Source organism: Microbispora sp. NBRC 16548 (assembly GCF_030268985.1).
Lineage (GTDB): Bacteria > Actinomycetota > Actinomycetes > Streptosporangiales > Streptosporangiaceae > Microbispora > Microbispora catharanthi.
This window is the reverse complement of the sequence record NZ_BSSF01000001.1, coordinates 446392-462906: the sequence shown is the minus strand read 5'-3', so window position 1 is coordinate 462906 and position 16515 is coordinate 446392. Positions and strand designations below refer to the sequence as shown.

Genomic DNA, 16515 nt, shown 5'->3' with positions numbered 1-16515 from the left:
CCCGGGACATAGTGGTGGCGCGGGTCGTCACAGCCGGTACCCGACACCGGGCACGGTCTCGATGACCGGCGGATCGCCCAGCTTCTTGCGCAGCGTCATCATGGTCACCCTGACCACGTTGGTGAACGGGTCGATGTTCTCGTCCCACGCCTTGTCGAGCAGGTCCTCCTGGCTGACGACGGCGCCCTCGGCCCGCATCAGCTCCTCCAGCACCGCGAACTCCTTCTTGGTGAGGTTGACCTCGACCCCGTCCCTCGTCACCTGGCGTTTGCCGGGGTCGAGCCGGATGCCGGCGCGTTCGAGCACGGGCGGCAGCGGCGGCGCGGACCTGCGGCCGAGCGCGCGCACCCGGGCCACGAGCTCCATGAACACGAACGGCTTGGCCAGATAGTCGTCGGCGCCCAGCTCCAGCCCCTCGACCTTGTCGTCCACGTCGCCCGCGGCCGTCAGCATGATGATCCGCGAGGCCGACCGCTGGGCGACCAGGCGGCGGGCCACCTCGTCGCCGTGCACCTTGGGCAGGTCGCGGTCGAGCACGATCACGTCGTAGTCGATGTAGCCGGTCTTCTCCAAGGCGGCGGCGCCGTCGTAGGCGACGTCCACGGCCATCGCCTCCCGGCGGAGGCCGGTGGCGATCGCGTCCGCGAGCACCCGCTCGTCCTCCACCACAAGCACGCGCATCAAGTCCTCCTAGCTGGTACGACGCCCCTCATTGTGGCCATATTCGACGTAAGCCGCCGGTAAGCGGTTCCGGCGCTCTACGTGACGTAGAGCACAGAAATTCACAGGTTTACGCCCGACCCGGACATGGGTAGGCCCGTGACACCCTCCATTGTCGTGTGCCGGGGAAGGGCGCGCCTCTCCGCAGGACTCGTGCCGTAGCCCCCGTGACACGTTTCGCCCCCTGAGAAAGAAGGTGAGATGGGCGAGTTCACGACCACGATCGAAACCAGGCTCGACCAGGCCTACAAGGGTCTTGAAGAGGCCACCACGAGCGGGGACGACTTCCTCGCCGACACCCTCACCGCCGAGATCGAGGACCTTCACCGCCTCGCCGAGGATCACGGCATCGACATCCAGCGCTGACCCGAACCGACACTGACGAGGGGGCCCGCCGTACGGCGGGCCCCCTCGCCTGTGCGCAGGGTGAAGTCAACGCGAAGTCAGCGCGAACGCGGCGCGAATTCACGGCGGCGCCGAGACCGACGTGCGGGTGATCGGCCGCCGCTCGCGCCCGGGTCCGTCGACAGCCGCAGTGACCGGGCGCGACTCATGAGCAGGGCGCGGCGCGATTGAAAGCGCACCGGACCATGGCGCCGGCCGGTCAACCCGGCCGGCACCGTGCGGACGCTCTCATCTCCCGGATTCCCGGTCGCGTCCGGGGTCCTCACGTGCCCCGGGGTCCTCATGTGCCCTCATGTGCCCGGAGGCCTCAGTCGCGCTCGGGGTCCTCAGTCGCGCTCGGGGTCGAGGGGAACGAGCAGGTCGTGCAGTTCCTCGAAGAGCCCAGGGGCCGCGCACAGCACCATCTCGGGACTGACCGGCCTGCCGTTCAGGCCGCCGAGGCGGGCTCCGGCCTCCACGGCGATCAGGCCGGCCGCCGCGTGGTCCCAGTAGTTGGCGCCGCGCTCGTAGTAGGCGTCGACGCGGCCCGCGGCGACCGAGCAGAGATCGACCGCGCACGAGCCGCCGCGCCGGATGTCCCTGACCTGAGGCACCACCTGCGCCAGCACCTCGGCCTGCACCCGGCGCCGCCCCGCCGCGTAGCCGAACCCGGTGGCGACGAGGGCCTTGGCCAGCGGGACACCGGTATTGCAGCGCAGCCGCTCGCCCCTCAGCCAGGCGCCGCCCCCCTTCGACGCGGTGAACAACTCGCCGCGCGGCACGTTGTGCACCACTCCGGCGACGATCTCGCCGTCCACCTCGACGCCGATGCTGACCGCCCAGTCCGGCAGGCCGTACAGGAAGTTGACCGTGCCGTCGATGGGGTCGACGACCCACCGGACGCCTCCCTCACCGGGGGTGTCGCCGCCCTCCTCGCCGAGGATCGCGTCGCGTGGCCTGGCCTCGGCGACCCTGCCGCGGATCAGTTCCTCCGCGGCCCGGTCGAGCGCGGTGACGACGTCGGTGGGGCTCGACTTGGTGGCGAGCACCTCGGGCCGCGCGGGCCGCTTGGCGAGGAGCATCTGGCCGGCCTCCTCCGCTATGCCGGTCGCCAGCTCCAGCAGCTCCTCCGCCCGCGCGCGGTCATGCCGGTACTCCCGCTCGTCCATCCTGGCCTGCCCCCTCCTCGTACGTGCTCACATCGAAGCGGCCGACGCCCGGCTCGGGCGTCGGCCGCCTGGATGACATCCTCCCAAATCAGGGTGTACCGCCATTCAACGGTCAGCTCAGGGACGGCGGCCGGGTCCACCCCTCGTCCAGGACGTGCTGCGCGAGGAAGGCCAGAACGGTCTCATACCAGGCGATCGCGTTGCCGGGCTTGAGCACCCAGTGGTTCTCGTCGGGGAAGTAGAGGAACTTCGACTCGACCCCCGAGCGCTGGAGGTCCCACCACAGCCGCAGGCCCTCGCCGATCGGCACGCGGTAGTCCTTGTCGCCGTGGATCACCAGCATGGGCGTCCTGATCTCGCCGAGCCACCGGTGGGGCGACAACCGGGCGTAGCGGGCGGACCCGAGGGCGCCGAACTCCCGCTGCCAGTAGTTCGCGCCGTCGGTGGTGCCCGCGAACTGGTCCAGGTTCCACAGTGAGGCGTGCGTCACGATCGCCCGGAACCTGTCGGTGTGCCCGGCGACCCAGTTGGCCATGTAGCCGCCGAACGAGCCGCCCATCGCCGCCGTCCGCTGCTCGTCGATCTCCGGCCGCTTGAGGCACTCGTCCGTGATCGCCATGAGGTCCGCGTGGGTCACCGGCCCCCAGTCGCCCCAGCCCCGCTTGATCATGTCCTGGCCGTACCCGGTGGACAGGCAGGGGTCGGGCAGCAGCACGGCGTAGCCGTGCCTGGCCATGAGCCAGGGGTTCCAGCGCCAGCTCCAGTCGTTCCAGCTCGACAGCGGACCGCCGTGGATCCACAGCAGGAACGGCGCAGGGTCCTCGGCGGTCGCCTCCGCGGGGACGACCAGCCAGCCGCGGATCTCGGTCCCGTCCTCGGCCGTCGCGGTCACCTCGGTCAGCGTGCCGGGCAGGTCCAGCGGCGGCACTGGCGAGGGCAGGGTCGTCACGGACCCGTCGGCCGCGATCCGCACCGGCCGCGGCGGCGAGTCGATCGCGCCGCGCAGGGCGTAGACCGAGCCGTCCGGCGCCGGGCACAGCTCGGCGTAGGCGCCGTCGTCCGAGGTCAGCCGCGTGGGCTCGCCCTCTGTGCCGACCTCTGCGCCAACCCGGAAGACCGGCCTGCGGCCCCGGTGGTCGGCGGCGAAGAAGAGCTCCCGCGAGGAGGGCGCCCACGCGACCGACGCGGGGAAGATCTCCCGGGCGACCGCGCGCCCTTCACCGGTGGCCAGGTCGATCACCCACAGGTCGAGCGCGACCTGCGTCTCCTCGGCGCCGTGCCGCTCCCGCACGCAGGCGACCCGCCGCCCGTCCGGCGACACCGTGACCGGCCCGGCGAAGTCGTGCCCCTCGGACGTCGCGAGCGTGCGCCGCGACCCGTCCGCGACGTCGATCGCGACCAGGTCCCAGCGGACGTCGCCGTTCGGGAGCGGCACCCGCCAGGTCGCGACCACGGTCCGCCCGTCCGGGGTGAGGTCGAACGACAGGTGCTCGTTCAGCGCGCCGCCGGGTGCGGGGGTGAGATCGCGCACGTCCTCCAGGCCCTCGCGTACGGCGCGGCCGGCGAACAGCCGGGTCTCGGCCGGGCCGAGGTCGTGGTCCCAGTAGCGCACCGGGTAGCCCTCGTGCAGGATCGCGCTGACCCCGGCCTCCTCGCGGGCCTTGCGCCGCTCCTCCTCGGTGGCGGCGTCGCCGGGCAGCACCTCGGAGGTGTAGACGACCGCGCCGCCCGCCGCCCGCACGCCGCCGATCCCGCCGGGGCGGGTGGCGACGCGCACCGGCTCGCCGCGCTCGGGCAGCAGCCACAGGGCGGCCGTGTCGCCGCCGCTCTCCTTCGCCGTCTCGTCGGGCCGCCGTGAGACGAAGAACAGGGTCCCGTCGGGGGCGAACTCGGCTCCCGCCTCTCCCTTCGCCGACCGGGTCAGCCGGCGGGGCTCGCCTCCGGGGTCCTGGGGGATCTCCCACAGCGCGGCGCCGTACGACTTGCCGTCGGGGTTGAGCGACTGGACCACGGACACGAGCCGGGTCCCGTCGGGCGACAGCCGCAGGGCGTTCACGCGCGCCAGGGCCATGTATTCCTGGATGTCCGGAAATTGGCTCACCGCTCGAACCTACTCGCTGACGCACGCACCACCCAAGCGATACAGGCGCGGGCGGAACCGTCGTACCGTCCGCGTAAGGTGTGGCGCATGGGGAGCACCAACGGATACGACGCCCTGCTGGTCGTCTCCTTCGGAGGGCCGGAGAAACCCGAGGACGTCATGCCGTTCCTGGAGAACGTCGTGCGCGGCCGGGGCGTGCCGCGCGAGCGGCTGCTGGAGGTCGAGGCGCACTACCAGAGGTTCGGGGGGGTCAGCCCGATCAACCGGCAGTGCCGCGACCTGATCGCCGCGCTCGACGTGGACCTGCCCGTCTACTGGGGCAATCGCAACTGGCACCCGTTCCTCGAGGACACGGTCCGGCGGATGAAGGAGGACGGCGTCCGCAAGGCGGCGGCCTTCGTCACCGCGGCCTACAGCTCCTACTCCAGTTGCCGGCAGTACCTCGACGACATCGCCCGCGCCCGCGCCGCCGTCCCCGGCGCCCCCGAGATCGTCAAGCTCCGCCACTACTACGACCATCCCGGATTCATCGCGGCGATGGCCGACCACACCCGCGAGGCCCTCGACCGGCTGCCCGCCGACACCCGTGAACAGGCCCGTCTCGTGTTCACCGCGCACAGCATCCCCGTCTCCATGGCCCGCACGGCCGGGCCCGCAGGGGGCGCGTACGAGGCCCAGCTCAGGCGGGCCGCCGAACTGGTGACCGCGCACGTCGACGAGGGGCGGGCCTGGGACCTGGTCTGGCAGAGCCGCAGCGGCCCGCCGCAGGTGCCCTGGCTGGAGCCCGACGTCTGCGACCATCTGGAGGCGCTGCACGCCGAGGGCGTCAGGTCGGCCGTCCTGGTGCCCATCGGGTTCGTCTCCGACCACATGGAGGTCGTCTACGACCTCGACGTGGAGGCCGCGGCCACGGCCGAGAAGCTCGGCATGGCCCTCACCAGGGCCTCGACCGCCGGCACCCACCCGCGGTTCGTGTCGATGGTGGGCGAACTACTCGCCGAGCCCGAGCCCACGCCGTGCGCGGCGACCTGCTGCCCCGCGCCCGTTCGGCCCGCCCAACGGCCGGACCGTTAGCGGCGCCGGAGCGGGACGGCAGAACCCGCCGTCGCGGGTCCCTCCCGCACGTCAGGAGGCGTACGTGCGGGCGTACGCCTCCGCGAGCGACAGCACCTTGTTCACGTAGTCCCAGGAGTGGTTGTAGAACCACACGGCCTTCCTGAGCTTGTCGCCGCCTGCGCTGGCCCCGTTGGCGCACAGGTATTTGGCGGCCGACGGCACCGCGTCGTAGGGACTCCAGATGTCCGCCTCACCGTCACCGTCGCCGTCCACGCCGTACGCCTTCCAGGTCGCGGGCATGAACTGCATCGGCCCGAGCGCCCCCGCGGACGAGGGGCCGTTGTTGCGGCCGTGGCTGCTCTCGACCTGGCCGATGGCGGCGAGGACGGTCCACGAGAGGCCGGGGCAGACGGTGGCGGACCGCTGGTAGAGGTCCAGGTAGCTCGTGGGCCGTCCCACCAGGGCCTGCCCCGGGGTGGCCGTGGCCCGCGGCCGGACGGCGGCCGCGCCGACCCTCACGACCTGCGCGCCCTTGCCGAGCAGGCGCGCGACCGCCTTGTCGCTCACCTTGCCAGGGTCGCCGTGGACCAGCACCACGACGCCGCCGGGGAAGCCGAGCCTGCGGCCCAGGTCCTGGCTGACCAGGCCGTCGACGCCGGGCAGCCCGAGCGAGGCCGAGGCGGCGACGCGCAGCCGGGGACCCCGGTCGATCTGGTACTCCGCGCCGAGCAGCATGCCGAGACGTTTGACCGTGGCCGCGTCGGCGACCATCTCGCCCCGCGCGAGCGCGCTCCACACCTCCGGGTGATCGGCCACGTTCTTCGGCGTCCACGACCGGAACGTGGCCGGGTCGACCGCGAGCAGCCGCAGGGCCGTGCCGGACACGTGCACCGCGCCGCCGTCGGCGACCGTCACCTTCTGCACGTGCCGCAGCTTGGCGATCTTCAACAGAGTGCTCTGCGGCACCCGCTTCGGGGAGATCGCCAGGAGGTGCGGCAGCGTGACCTGCACGCCGGGCCCGCCGACGACGGGCGCGCTCGACGGCAGCGTACGGTCGGGCATGAGGCTTCCCGCCGTCGCCCGCGCGGCCGGAAGGGGGTTGTCGGCCCGCGTACGGTCCGTCTCCGCCCGGCCGCCGCCGGCCGCCAGCGCGCCGTCACCGGGCCAGGTGACCAGGAAGGCGGTGCCCGCGGCGATGACGCTCAGGATCACGACCGCGAGACCGGTCACGATCGGGCGGAGCCGCATGGAGGCGGAATGAGTGGACGACCTCACCTCAGCCCCTCCACCCCCGACGCGGAAAAATCACTTGCCTCATGATATGCGGGTAGGCGATGGTCAAAACGGAGACAAACGCCGTCCGCGTGTCCCGGGACCGTCCGGGGCCGCCGCCGCTGTCGAACGGCAGGCCCGGACGCACACGCACCACAGTGCCGAAGGGGAACACACCATGGTCGGGCCGTATCGCGGGCTGTTCGGCACGCCCGGAGTCAAGGGCTTCGTCATCGCGGGGTTCGTCGGGCGGGCGCCCATGTCGATGCTCGGCATCGGCGTCATCCTGCTGATCACCGCCATCACCGGTTCGTACGCGAAGGCGGGGGCCGTGGCGGCGACCTTCTCGATCGCGGTCGCCGTGGCCGGGCCCCTCACCGGGCGGCTGGTGGACCGGTTCGGCCAGGCGCGGGTGCTGCTCCCGTTGGTGCTGCTGCACGGCTGCTCGCTCACCACCCTGATGCTGTGCGCACACGCCGGGGCCCCCGAATGGACCCTGTACGCCGCCGGCGCGGCGGCCGGGGCCACCGGGATCTCACTCGGCTCGATGGTCCGGGCCCGCTGGTCGCACGTGCTCGGCGACCCCGCCAAGCTGCACACCGCGTTCTCGTTCGAGTCCGTGGCCGACGAGGTGATCTTCGTCGGCGGCCCCGCCTTCGTGACCGCCCTCACGATCGCGATCAACCCCTACGCGGGCCTGATCGCCGCGATCGTGCTGACCGTGTCGGGCACGGTGGCGTTCGCCTCGCTCCGCGCCACCGAACCGCCTGCCGTACGCCACCGGGGGGCGGCCGGGTCCCCGATCGCGATCCCGGGCGTGGCGCTGCTGTCGGCGGTGTTCCTGGCCATGGGCGCGGTGTTCGGTTCCGTCGACATCACCACCGTGGCCTTCGCGGAGGAGCACGGCAGCAAGGGCGCGGCCGGTCTGCTGCTCGCGTCGATCGCGTGCGGCAGCGCGGTCTCCGGCCTGTGGTACGGCTCGCGGCAGTGGAAGATCAGCCTGCGCGCCCGGTTCGTCCGCGGGCTGTCGCTGTTCGCCGCCGGGCTCACCCCGGTGCTGCTCATGCACGACGTGCGGGTCATGGCGCTGGCGCTCTTCGTCGCCGGCCTGTCCATCTCACCCACCATCATCACCGGGTTCTCGCTGGTGGAGCGCCTGGTCCCGGCGGCCCAGCTCAACGAGGGCATGGCGTGGATCACCACCTCGATCAACCTCGGCGTGGCGGTGGGCTCCTGGGCCGGCGGACGGCTGACCGACGTGTTCGGGGCGTCCAACGCGTACGGCTTCTCCTACGCCTGCGCGCTGCTCGCGGCCGTCGTGGGCCTCGCCGGCTCGGCGCTGGTCCGGGTGCGTCACCAGCACACGAACTGAGACCGAGGCCGGCCCCGTAGGCAGCGGGGCGATTCATGAGTAGTGTTCATGTTCACCCCGGGGCCAGGTGCCGGGGCGAGGAGGAGCATGGACGCCTTCGTCAACTGGGCGCGCAACCAGTCGGTCACCCCCGCGGAGGTCCGCGCCCCCGCGTCGGCGGCCGAGGTCGCCGACGCCGTACGGGACGCCGCGAAGACGGGCCGGCGGGTGCGCATGACCGGCACGGGGCACTCGTTCACCGGGGTCGCGCTCACCGACGGCATCCTGCTGCGCCCCGGCGCGCTGACCGGTGTCCTCGACGCGGGCGACGGGTGGGTCAAGGTCGCCGCGGGCACCCCGCTCCACGCGCTCAACGAGGAACTCCACCGGCGTGGGATGGCGCTGGCCAACATGGGCGACATCACGGCCCAGACCGCCGCCGGGGCGATCCAGACCGGAACCCACGGCACCGGCAGGCACGTCGGCGGCCTCGCCGACCAGGTCGTCGAGCTGGAGTTGGTGCTCGCCGACGGCTCCGTGACAACCGTGCGCGAGGGCGACCTGTTCGACGCGGCCCGGGTGGGCCTCGGCGCGCTCGGCGTCCTGACCGCCGTCACGTTCCGGGTCGAACCCGCGTTCCTGCTGCGCAACCGCCGCGAGCCGATGGCGTTCAGCCGGATCCTCGACACGCTGGACGACCTGACGGAGGCCGACGACCACCTCGACTTCTTCTGGCTCCCGCACACCGACACCTGCCTGGTCAAGCGCAACAACCGCCACCCCGGCCCCGCCCGGCCGCCGGCCGCGTTCAAGCGCTGGCTCGACAACGTCTTCCTGGAGAACACGCTGTTCGGCGCGGCCTGCGCTCTCGGGGCCCGCCTCCCCGGCGCGGTGCCCGCGATCAACGGGATCTCCGCGCGCATGCTCGGCTCGTCGGAGTGCGTCGACACCTCTTACAAGATCTTCACCTCCGTGCGCGAGGTCCGCTTCCTGGAGATGGAGTACGCCGTCCCGCGCCACCACCTCGCCCAGGCCCTGCGGGAGACGCGGGACCTCGTGGAGCGGTCGGGCTGGCCGATCACCTTCCCGGTCGAGGTGCGGATCACGCCGCCCTCGGACGCCTGGCTGTCCACCGCGTACGGCAGGCCCTCGGCGTACGTCGCCTGCCACGTCTACCGCCAGGCGCCCAACCCCGCGTACTTCGAGGGCGTGGAGGAAATCATGGTCAGGCTGGGGGGCCGGCCCCACTGGGGCAAGCTGCACACCCGCGACGCTGACTACCTGCGTGGCGTGTATCCGAGGTTCGGCGACTTCCTCGCGCTGCGCCGCGCGATGGACCCGGACGGGCTGTTCTCCAACGATTACCTCGACCGGGTGCTCGGCGCGTCGCGGGAAGGCTGACCCCATGGCCGCGTAAAGTCCCTCTCCACGGTCCGGCGTCTTCCGCGTGTCGCGTTGCCCGCGCCGGCCCTCGGGCAGGCACATTGCGGAGCACGGGCACACCAGAGCCCGGCGCGCCACTCGAACCGAGGGAGCAAGCAGGAATGAGACCCTCCCGCAGGTCCGGCCGCACGGCGTACGTCACGGTCACGCCGCCGTGCGCCGCGCCCGCGCCGTACGGACGGGCGGTGGGCGCGCACCACCTGAGGAGACACGACCCTCGCTCTCGCCTTCTGGGCCGGATCGGCGGCGCGGCCGCCGACTACGGGCTGCCGCTCCCGGACGACCGACAGGTTGCGGAAAGGTGAACGCGAAAAATGTGACCGGGGTCACAACATCTGCCTCGCCCCCTGGCGAGGCGATGTTCGGACATGCCGGGTACGGTGCTGGAAGGCAACCGGCTCACGCGAGAGACTCAAGGGTCCGGGGGAAGACAGAGCACGACGACGAAGGGACTCGCATGCAGGAGCTCCGTCTCGTCGCGGTAAGTGAAGACGGAACGTACCTCGTCCTGGCGACGGCCGGGCGGGGCACGCGCTTCACGCTGCCCGTCGACGACCGGCTCCGCGCTGCGGTTCGCGGCAACTTCTCCCGTCTCGGCCAGTACGAGATCGAAGTGGAGAGCCCGTTGCGTCCCAAGGAGATCCAGGCGCGCATCCGTGCCGGCGAGACGGCCGAGGAGATCGCGGCCACCGCCGGCATTCCGGTGGAGAGAGTCCGCTGGTTCGAGGGACCGGTTCTCCAGGAGCGCGAGTACATGGCCCAGCAGGCCCAGCGCGTCTCGGTCCGGATGCCGGGCGAGACGACCCCCGGGCCCACGCTCGGCGAGCTGGTCGCCGAGCGGCTGACCCGGCGCGGCGTGCCCGCCGACGAGATCGACTGGGACTCCGCCAAGCGCGACGACAACCTGTGGCGGGTGCGGCTCGGCTTCGTCTGGAACGGTCACACCCGCCACGCCGAGTGGCTCTTCGACCCGCGCCGCCGCCACATCACCCCGAACGACGACGAGGCCATGCGCCTGTCGGCGGCCGAGTACGTCGAGCCCGAGCGGGACAACGCAACCGTGCGTCCCTTCGTGCCCCGCCTCGCGTCCAAGCTGGCCCCGGTGCCGCCGCTGCCCGAGGAGACTGCTCACCGTCGCGACGAGCCGGGTCTCAGCGTGCCCGCCGTACGTTCCGAGCCCGCCGCGCTCCCCGAGCCCGTGGCGCCGCCGCGGCTGAGCCCGCCGCTGCGCGCCGAGACCGGCAGGCCCGAGCGGCCCGAGCCGTACGCGGACGAGCCGGCGGCCTACCGGCCCGAGCTGACCCCGGTGCCCTTCCGGCTACCGCAGTCGCTCATCGCCACCCCCGATGCCGTGCTCCCGCCGCCGCCCGCCGCCGAAACCAGGGTGGAGCCCACGCCGCAGACCGGATCCGCCGCGCAGGCCGCTCTTCCGCGTACGCCCGCCGGCCCCGCCCCGGCCACCGGCGGCGTTCCGTACGCTCCGGGCTCGGATGCCGCCGGAGACGGCGCGGTCCGCGTGGACGGTCAGGACGCCGCGGGACCGCAGGCCGCGTCCCAGCCGCCCGCGGATGCCGTCGCGCCCGCGCCCGCGGCGGACGCCGCCGCATCGGTCCCTGTGACCGGCGGGGACAGTGCCGTCGGCGAGACCGCGGTCGCCGGACCGGCGCCCCGCCCGCAGGAGCCCGCCGTCCCGAATGTGGCGCCCGACGTCTCCACCGGCGTGACGTCATCCGGTGGAGCGGCGGACACACAGGAGGCCGTGCGTCCGGCGACGCCCGTGGAGCGGGCGGCCGCCGAGGACTCCACGACGCCCACGGCCACCACGACCACCACGGCGACCCCGGATTCCACTGCGGACTCCGCCGCGCACTCCACTCCGGGCTCCACTGCGGGCTCCACTGCGGACTCCGCGACGACAGACTCCGGGGCGACGGACGTCGTGGCCGCTGCGGCGTCCTCTCAGGACGCCGAGGGCGGCGCCTCCGGCCCCGAGAGCGCGGAGGCCGCCGTGGAGACCACCGCAGCCGCTGAGACCGCGATTCCGGCCGGGCGATCGGCCGAGGCGTCCGCGTCGCAGCCGGCTCCCGACGCGGCCACGGACACGGCGGCGGCCACGGACACGAACACGGACACAGCGGTGGCCACGGACACGACAGCGGACACGGCCGCGGGCGGCGCGACGGACGAGGCGTCGCCGGCGGCCGCTGTTCCCGTCGCCGTCCCCGCGCCCGCTCCACCGGCGGAGTCCGCGAAGGAACCCGCTGCGGACGTCACCGCGGACGCCACGGCGGTGAGCGTGCCCGCGCCGAGCGCGCCCCCAGAGAGCACCGCGGCACCCACCCCAGCACCCACCTCCGTGCCCACCCCGAAGCCCACCGCGACGCCTTCCGCTCCGGCCGCACCGGCGACTCCTGCCGCTCCGGCGGCAGAGACCACCACGCCAGAGGCCCCGGCGGCACAGGCCACGCCCGCGGCTCCGGCAGCACCGGCCACGCCGCCCGCGCAGCCCGCGGCCGAGGCCGCACCCGCGGCGCAGGCACCCGCGCGGCAGGAACCCGCGGCCCAGGCGCCCGCTGCCGCCCCGGCGCCCCGGACCGGGAACGCCGGGAAGAGCCAGCACCCGGGCGACGGGTCCAAGGACGGGGCGAAGGAGGCGCAGAAGGAGGCTCCGAAGGACTCCAAGCCCGAGACGCCCGCCCCGCCCGTGCCGAAGCCGGCTCCCCCGCGGCCCCGCAAGTCGCGCGGACGCCGGGCGTCGGTGCCGACCTGGGACGAGATCATGTTCGGCGCGCGCAAGCAGGACTGACCGCACAGGACCCGGCGTCTTCGGGCGCCGCGGGCGGAGCCGTCCACGGAGCCGGCGTCGTCACGACCGGCGGGAGAAGGCCGGCCGGCGAGTTCGTGAACTCGCCGGCCGGCCTTCCGCCGTCTGTCCGGGCCGTGCCCGCGAACTCCCCGTCGCCTCAGGACGCGGCCCGGGACGCCCGATTCGCGGCGTGACCAGACGCGCTTCTCCCGGCATCCCACCCAAGCAGGGCCGTATGGGACCGTGCGGAACAGTTCCGCACGATCATGAACCTTGTCCTCGGTCCCGTAGATCAAGGATCTTCCGTGATGCACCCCTCTCCCGGCACCCGGCCGGGGCTCGGGGCCTTCCGCACGGAGGTTCTCCTTGCATCGACGATCACGGTGGAAACGCGTACGCGTGATCGCGGCGGCCGCTGTCGTGACCGCCGGCACGCTGGTCGCGCTCCCCCAGGCGGCGCACGCGGCGGTCACGGGGCCACCGCCGCAGGCCTCCGCCTTCGATCACGTGCTCTACTGGAACAGCGTCTTCCTCGACACCATCCGCACCCTTCCCCGCGACGGCGTCGACCCGCAGTACAGCCACGACGGGGACCCGACCCGGCTCGCGCGGGCCGGCGCCATGCTGCACATCGCACTCCACGACGCGAACTGGCCGGCCGCGCCGGTCACGTACCTGCCGAAGATCACCCAGCAGAACCCGAACGACTCGATAGAGGCCACGATGGACGCGGCGGCGCACCGCGTGCTCGAAAACCTCTATCCGTACATCGACTTCGACGCCAACCTGACCTACGCGCTCGCACAGATCCCCTCGTCGGTGCCGTCCTCCTACGTCCAGGGCGGCCGGGCCGACGGCGAGAGGATCGGCGACCTGATGATCGCCGAAAGGTCGGGGGACGGGCCGGCGTTCGACCTCTCGTACACGGAGGGCACCGTCCCCGGCGCGTGGCGGCAGACGGGCTCCGGACCGGCGGTGGCGCCGAACTGGTGGAAGCTCAAGCCGTTCGCTATGACGTCCCCCACGCAGTTCCGGCCGCCGCCGCCCGGCGGCTTCACCTCCTACGACCAGCTCGTCCGCAGCTCCCAGTACGCGCAGCAGGTCAACGAGGTCAAGGCGTACGGCGGGGCGAAGAACCCCACCTCGCGGTCCGCCGACCAGACGCAGGCGGCATTCTTCTGGGCCAACGACGGCAAGGGCACCTATCGGCCGGTGGGGCAGCTGTTCGCCATCACCCAGACGGTCGCCAGGCAGAAGGGGCTGAGGCAGAACGAGACAGCCGAGCTGTTCAACCTCGTGTCCATGGCGCTGGCCGACGCGTCGATCGTCGCCTGGGGAGCGAAGTTCGACTCGCCGATCGACCTGTGGCGGCCGGAGAGCGCGATCAAGCTGGCCGACACGAGCCTCAACGCCGCCATCACACCCGATCCCTCCTGGGAGCCGCTGTCGGTGAACGCCGCCGGGCAGCACTTCTCGCCGCCCTTCCCCGCGTACACATCGGGGCACGCCACGTTCGCGGGGGCGTGGGCGGGCGTGATGCAGAGGTGGTTCGGACACGACCTGACCTTCACCGCGCCCACCGACGATCCGAACGCCAACCCGAAGACCAGGACCTTCACGAGTTTCGAGCAGGCCGCGGAGGAGGACGCCCTCAGCCGGCTCTGGCTCGGCGTCCACTACCGCTGGGACGCCGACCGCGGCCTCGACGCGGGATTCAACCTGGGTGACTTCGTCTACGTGACCAAGCGCGACCAGGGATAGGAACACGAGCACGACCTCCAGGCCCTCCGGGCGGCGCAATCCGCTGACCCGGGGGGCTGCCTCGCGTCGACGATCTTTGTTAGTGTTTCGCCCGGATCGACGCCGAAGCGTGGCTTGGGAGGATCGTCGTGTCAGGGCCGTTCAGCGTGCCTCCCCAGCCCGACGGCGTGACCACCGCGGCCGAATTCGTCGCCGCGCTGGGCCGTCTCCGCCAGTGGTCCGGGCTGACCTACCGGCAGCTCACGGCCGCCGCGAAGACATCGGGAGACGTGCTGCCCACCAGCACGATCGCGGGGGCCCTCGGGCGCACGACCCTTCCCAGGGAGGAGTTCGTGGCGGCCTTCGTACGAGCCTGCGGGCTCGGCGAGGCCGAGACGGCGCGCTGGGTGGCGCACAGGAAACGGCTGGCCGCCGGCATGACGCCTGCGGCCGATCCCCACGACGCGGCCGCCGATCCGGACCGATCGCCCGGACCGCCGGAGCGGCCCGGCCCGGATGACAGGCCCGATCAGGCCGAACGCTTCGAGCCCGGCGGTCTCGACGGGCGCGAACAGGCCGCTCCCGCGGATCCCGCCGTGCCGGGCGACCCGCCAGGACCGGGCGGAGACGCCGTACGGCCGAAGACCCGGGCGCTGCGGCGGTTCGTCGTGGCCGGGGCCGGCGTCCTGGTCCTGCTCCTCGCCACGGGCGCGGTCCTGGCGCAACTGCCTGTCTCCTGGGCCGGCGGCGACGCACGGCCCTCGACCTCCCCGCCCGCCGCGACGGCCGGGAGCGGCCGCACCCCGCCCTCCGCCTCCCCCGCCGCTCCGACGGCCGGAAGCGGCCGCACCCCGCCCGACGGGTGGTATCACGTCGTCCCGTCGCACGTCGCCGATCGCGACCTGTGCGTCGGGGAGGGACGCGAGCGCAACAGGCGGACCGACCGGCCGCTGGCCGTGCAGCGGCCCTGCCGGGGGGTCGTCCCCGACACCTACCTGCAGTCGGTCGGCGGCGGCGCCTACGAGATCCGGTGGCACCATCCCAAGGAGGGCGTCGGCTGCCTCACGGTCGACGAGGCGCTGAGCGGCCCGGGCGCGCTGGTCGCTCCCGAGAACTGCTCCGGGGCGGCGCACCAGCGGTTCCTGCTGCAGCCCGCAGGGGCGGGGTTCGCCCTGCGTCCGCTGCACAGCGGGCTGTGCCTGGGAGCGCTGTACGGCGAGCCCGACGTGGCCCCCGGCGCCGAGCTCGCCCAGGAGTCCTGCACCGGACGGCGCGACCAGGTGTTCCTCTTCCGCCCCGTGCCCGTCCCGGCCTGGACGCGCGCCCACCGCACCCGCCCGGCCCACGCCTGATACCGGTCGGCGGTCCCCGGCCCCCCGCCCGTACTGGCGTCCCCGCCGCGGCTTCCACGAGTCGCGGTGCAGGTCGGCCCACGTATCCCGGCCACGCCGACGGCACCGTGATGTCACCGTCGTGCGCCCGTCGCCCTCGTCCTCCTGCCCGCGCATGACCCTTCGTCCGGCTTCCTCGCCGTACGGCGGGTGAGGCGCGCCCATACCTCCTATGATCGTCAACGCATGGATTCATCACCCGGAGCACCGAATCGCGCGGAAGGCGACGAATGACGGAGACAGGACGCGTTCCGGAGGGTGTTGATCCGAAAGTCCCGAGCGTGGCGCGCATCTACGACTACTTCCTCGGCGGCAAGGACAACTTCGCCTCCGACCGCGAGGCCGCCGACCAGGTCATCCGGCTCGGGCGCGAGCAGGGGTACGACATCCCCGCGCTGGCCCGCGCCAACCGCGCCTTCCTGGTGCGGGTGATCAGGGAATTGGCCGAGGCCGGCGTGCGTCAGTTCCTCGACATCGGGACCGGGCTGCCCACGCAGCAGAACGTGCACCAGGTCGCCGCGATGTTCGGTCCCGGTTCCCAGACCGTCTACGTGGACAACGATCCGACGGTTCTCGTGCACGCACGCGCCATCCTCGCCGACACACCTGACACCGTCGTGGTGGAGGGGGATCTGCGGCGGCCGGGCGAGATCCTCGCCGACGAGCGGGTCCGCGCGCACCTGGACTTCAACCGGCCGGTGGCGATCCTCGCGCTGGCGGTCCTGCACTTCTTCACCGACGACGCGGAGGTGAGCCGGATCGTCTCGAGTCTGCAGGACGGGCTGCCCTCCGGCGGCTACCTCGCCATCTCCCACACCTATGTCCGGCGCTCCGACCAGAACAAGGTGGAGCAGGCGCAGTCGGTCTACGGCAAGACCTCCGCGGGGGGCTTCGTGCACCGTGGCCCCGAGGAACTCGCCGCCATGCTGGACGGCATGGAGGTTCTGGAGCCCGGCGTCGTGCCCGTCGAGCTCTGGCGTCCCCGCCACGACCAGTACCCGGGCGACCCGAGCAACAGCGGTTACATCGGAGTCTTGGCCCGCCGCCCCTGAGGCCTCGCCGGCTCTCTTCGCCTTCTCAGC

The 16515-nt window shown here is 72.8% G+C and carries 13 protein-coding genes; 9 read left to right on the top strand and 4 right to left on the bottom strand.

All coding sequences use genetic code 11. From position 1 onward, the window contains the following. Window positions 1-27: 27 nt before the first annotated feature. Window positions 28-681, bottom strand: coding sequence for a response regulator transcription factor (locus QSK36_RS02110; RefSeq protein ID WP_182901404.1), 654 nt, complete (start codon window positions 679-681; stop codon window positions 28-30). Between the two features lie 240 nt (window positions 682-921). Here QSK36_RS02110 and QSK36_RS02105 point away from each other — a divergent pair, with 240 nt between their 5' ends. Then, on the top strand, window positions 922-1086 hold the full coding sequence (locus QSK36_RS02105) for a hypothetical protein (protein WP_167530612.1): 165 nt from the start codon (window positions 922-924) through the stop codon (window positions 1084-1086). A 365-nt stretch (window positions 1087-1451) separates the two neighbouring features. Here the strand turns inward: QSK36_RS02105 and QSK36_RS02100 are convergent, their stop codons facing one another. Continuing rightward, on the bottom strand, window positions 1452-2273 hold the full coding sequence (locus QSK36_RS02100; protein ID WP_183536236.1) for an inositol monophosphatase family protein: 822 nt from the start codon (window positions 2271-2273) through the stop codon (window positions 1452-1454). A 112-nt stretch (window positions 2274-2385) separates the two neighbouring features. Next, on the bottom strand, window positions 2386-4344 hold the full coding sequence (locus tag QSK36_RS02095; RefSeq protein WP_285781440.1) for a S9 family peptidase: 1959 nt from the start codon (window positions 4342-4344) through the stop codon (window positions 2386-2388). Window positions 4345-4461: 117 nt separating this feature from the next. Between QSK36_RS02095 and QSK36_RS02090 the strand changes: the two genes are divergently transcribed. Continuing rightward, complete coding sequence (locus tag QSK36_RS02090; protein WP_285781140.1) at window positions 4462-5448, top strand: ferrochelatase; 987 nt, start codon at window positions 4462-4464, stop codon at window positions 5446-5448. Between the two features lie 51 nt (window positions 5449-5499). On the opposite strand, the gene QSK36_RS02085 is transcribed toward QSK36_RS02090, so the two are convergent. Beyond that, window positions 5500-6705, bottom strand: a complete 1206-nt coding sequence (locus QSK36_RS02085) for a lytic transglycosylase domain-containing protein (protein ID WP_285781139.1) — start codon at window positions 6703-6705, stop codon at window positions 5500-5502. 175 nt (window positions 6706-6880) lie between these two features. On the opposite strand from QSK36_RS02085, the gene QSK36_RS02080 reads away from it, so the two are divergent. From QSK36_RS02080 to QSK36_RS02050, 7 genes are all read left to right on the top strand, one after another. Then, the gene (locus tag QSK36_RS02080; protein WP_183536234.1) at window positions 6881-8074 is read left to right on the top strand and encodes an MFS transporter; all 1194 of its coding nucleotides are present in this window, start codon (window positions 6881-6883) and stop codon (window positions 8072-8074) included. A gap of 87 nt (window positions 8075-8161) precedes the next feature. Next, window positions 8162-9454 (top strand): D-arabinono-1,4-lactone oxidase, encoded by a 1293-nt coding sequence (locus QSK36_RS02075; protein WP_285781138.1) that lies wholly within the window; start codon window positions 8162-8164, stop codon window positions 9452-9454. 143 nt (window positions 9455-9597) lie between these two features. Then, window positions 9598-9801, top strand: a complete 204-nt coding sequence (locus QSK36_RS02070; RefSeq protein WP_285781137.1) for a hypothetical protein — start codon at window positions 9598-9600, stop codon at window positions 9799-9801. A gap of 152 nt (window positions 9802-9953) precedes the next feature. After that, the gene (sepH, locus tag QSK36_RS02065) at window positions 9954-12302 is read left to right on the top strand and encodes a septation protein SepH (protein ID WP_285781136.1); all 2349 of its coding nucleotides are present in this window, start codon (window positions 9954-9956) and stop codon (window positions 12300-12302) included. Window positions 12303-12668: 366 nt separating this feature from the next. Further along, a complete protein-coding gene (locus QSK36_RS02060) occupies window positions 12669-14063 on the top strand; it encodes a vanadium-dependent haloperoxidase (RefSeq protein WP_285781135.1) in 1395 nt (464 codons plus the stop codon). A gap of 128 nt (window positions 14064-14191) precedes the next feature. Continuing rightward, a complete protein-coding gene (locus tag QSK36_RS02055; protein ID WP_285781134.1) occupies window positions 14192-15394 on the top strand; it encodes an XRE family transcriptional regulator in 1203 nt (400 codons plus the stop codon). Window positions 15395-15663: 269 nt separating this feature from the next. Next, a complete protein-coding gene (locus tag QSK36_RS02050) occupies window positions 15664-16485 on the top strand; it encodes an SAM-dependent methyltransferase (protein ID WP_183536228.1) in 822 nt (273 codons plus the stop codon). Window positions 16486-16515 lie beyond the last annotated feature (30 nt).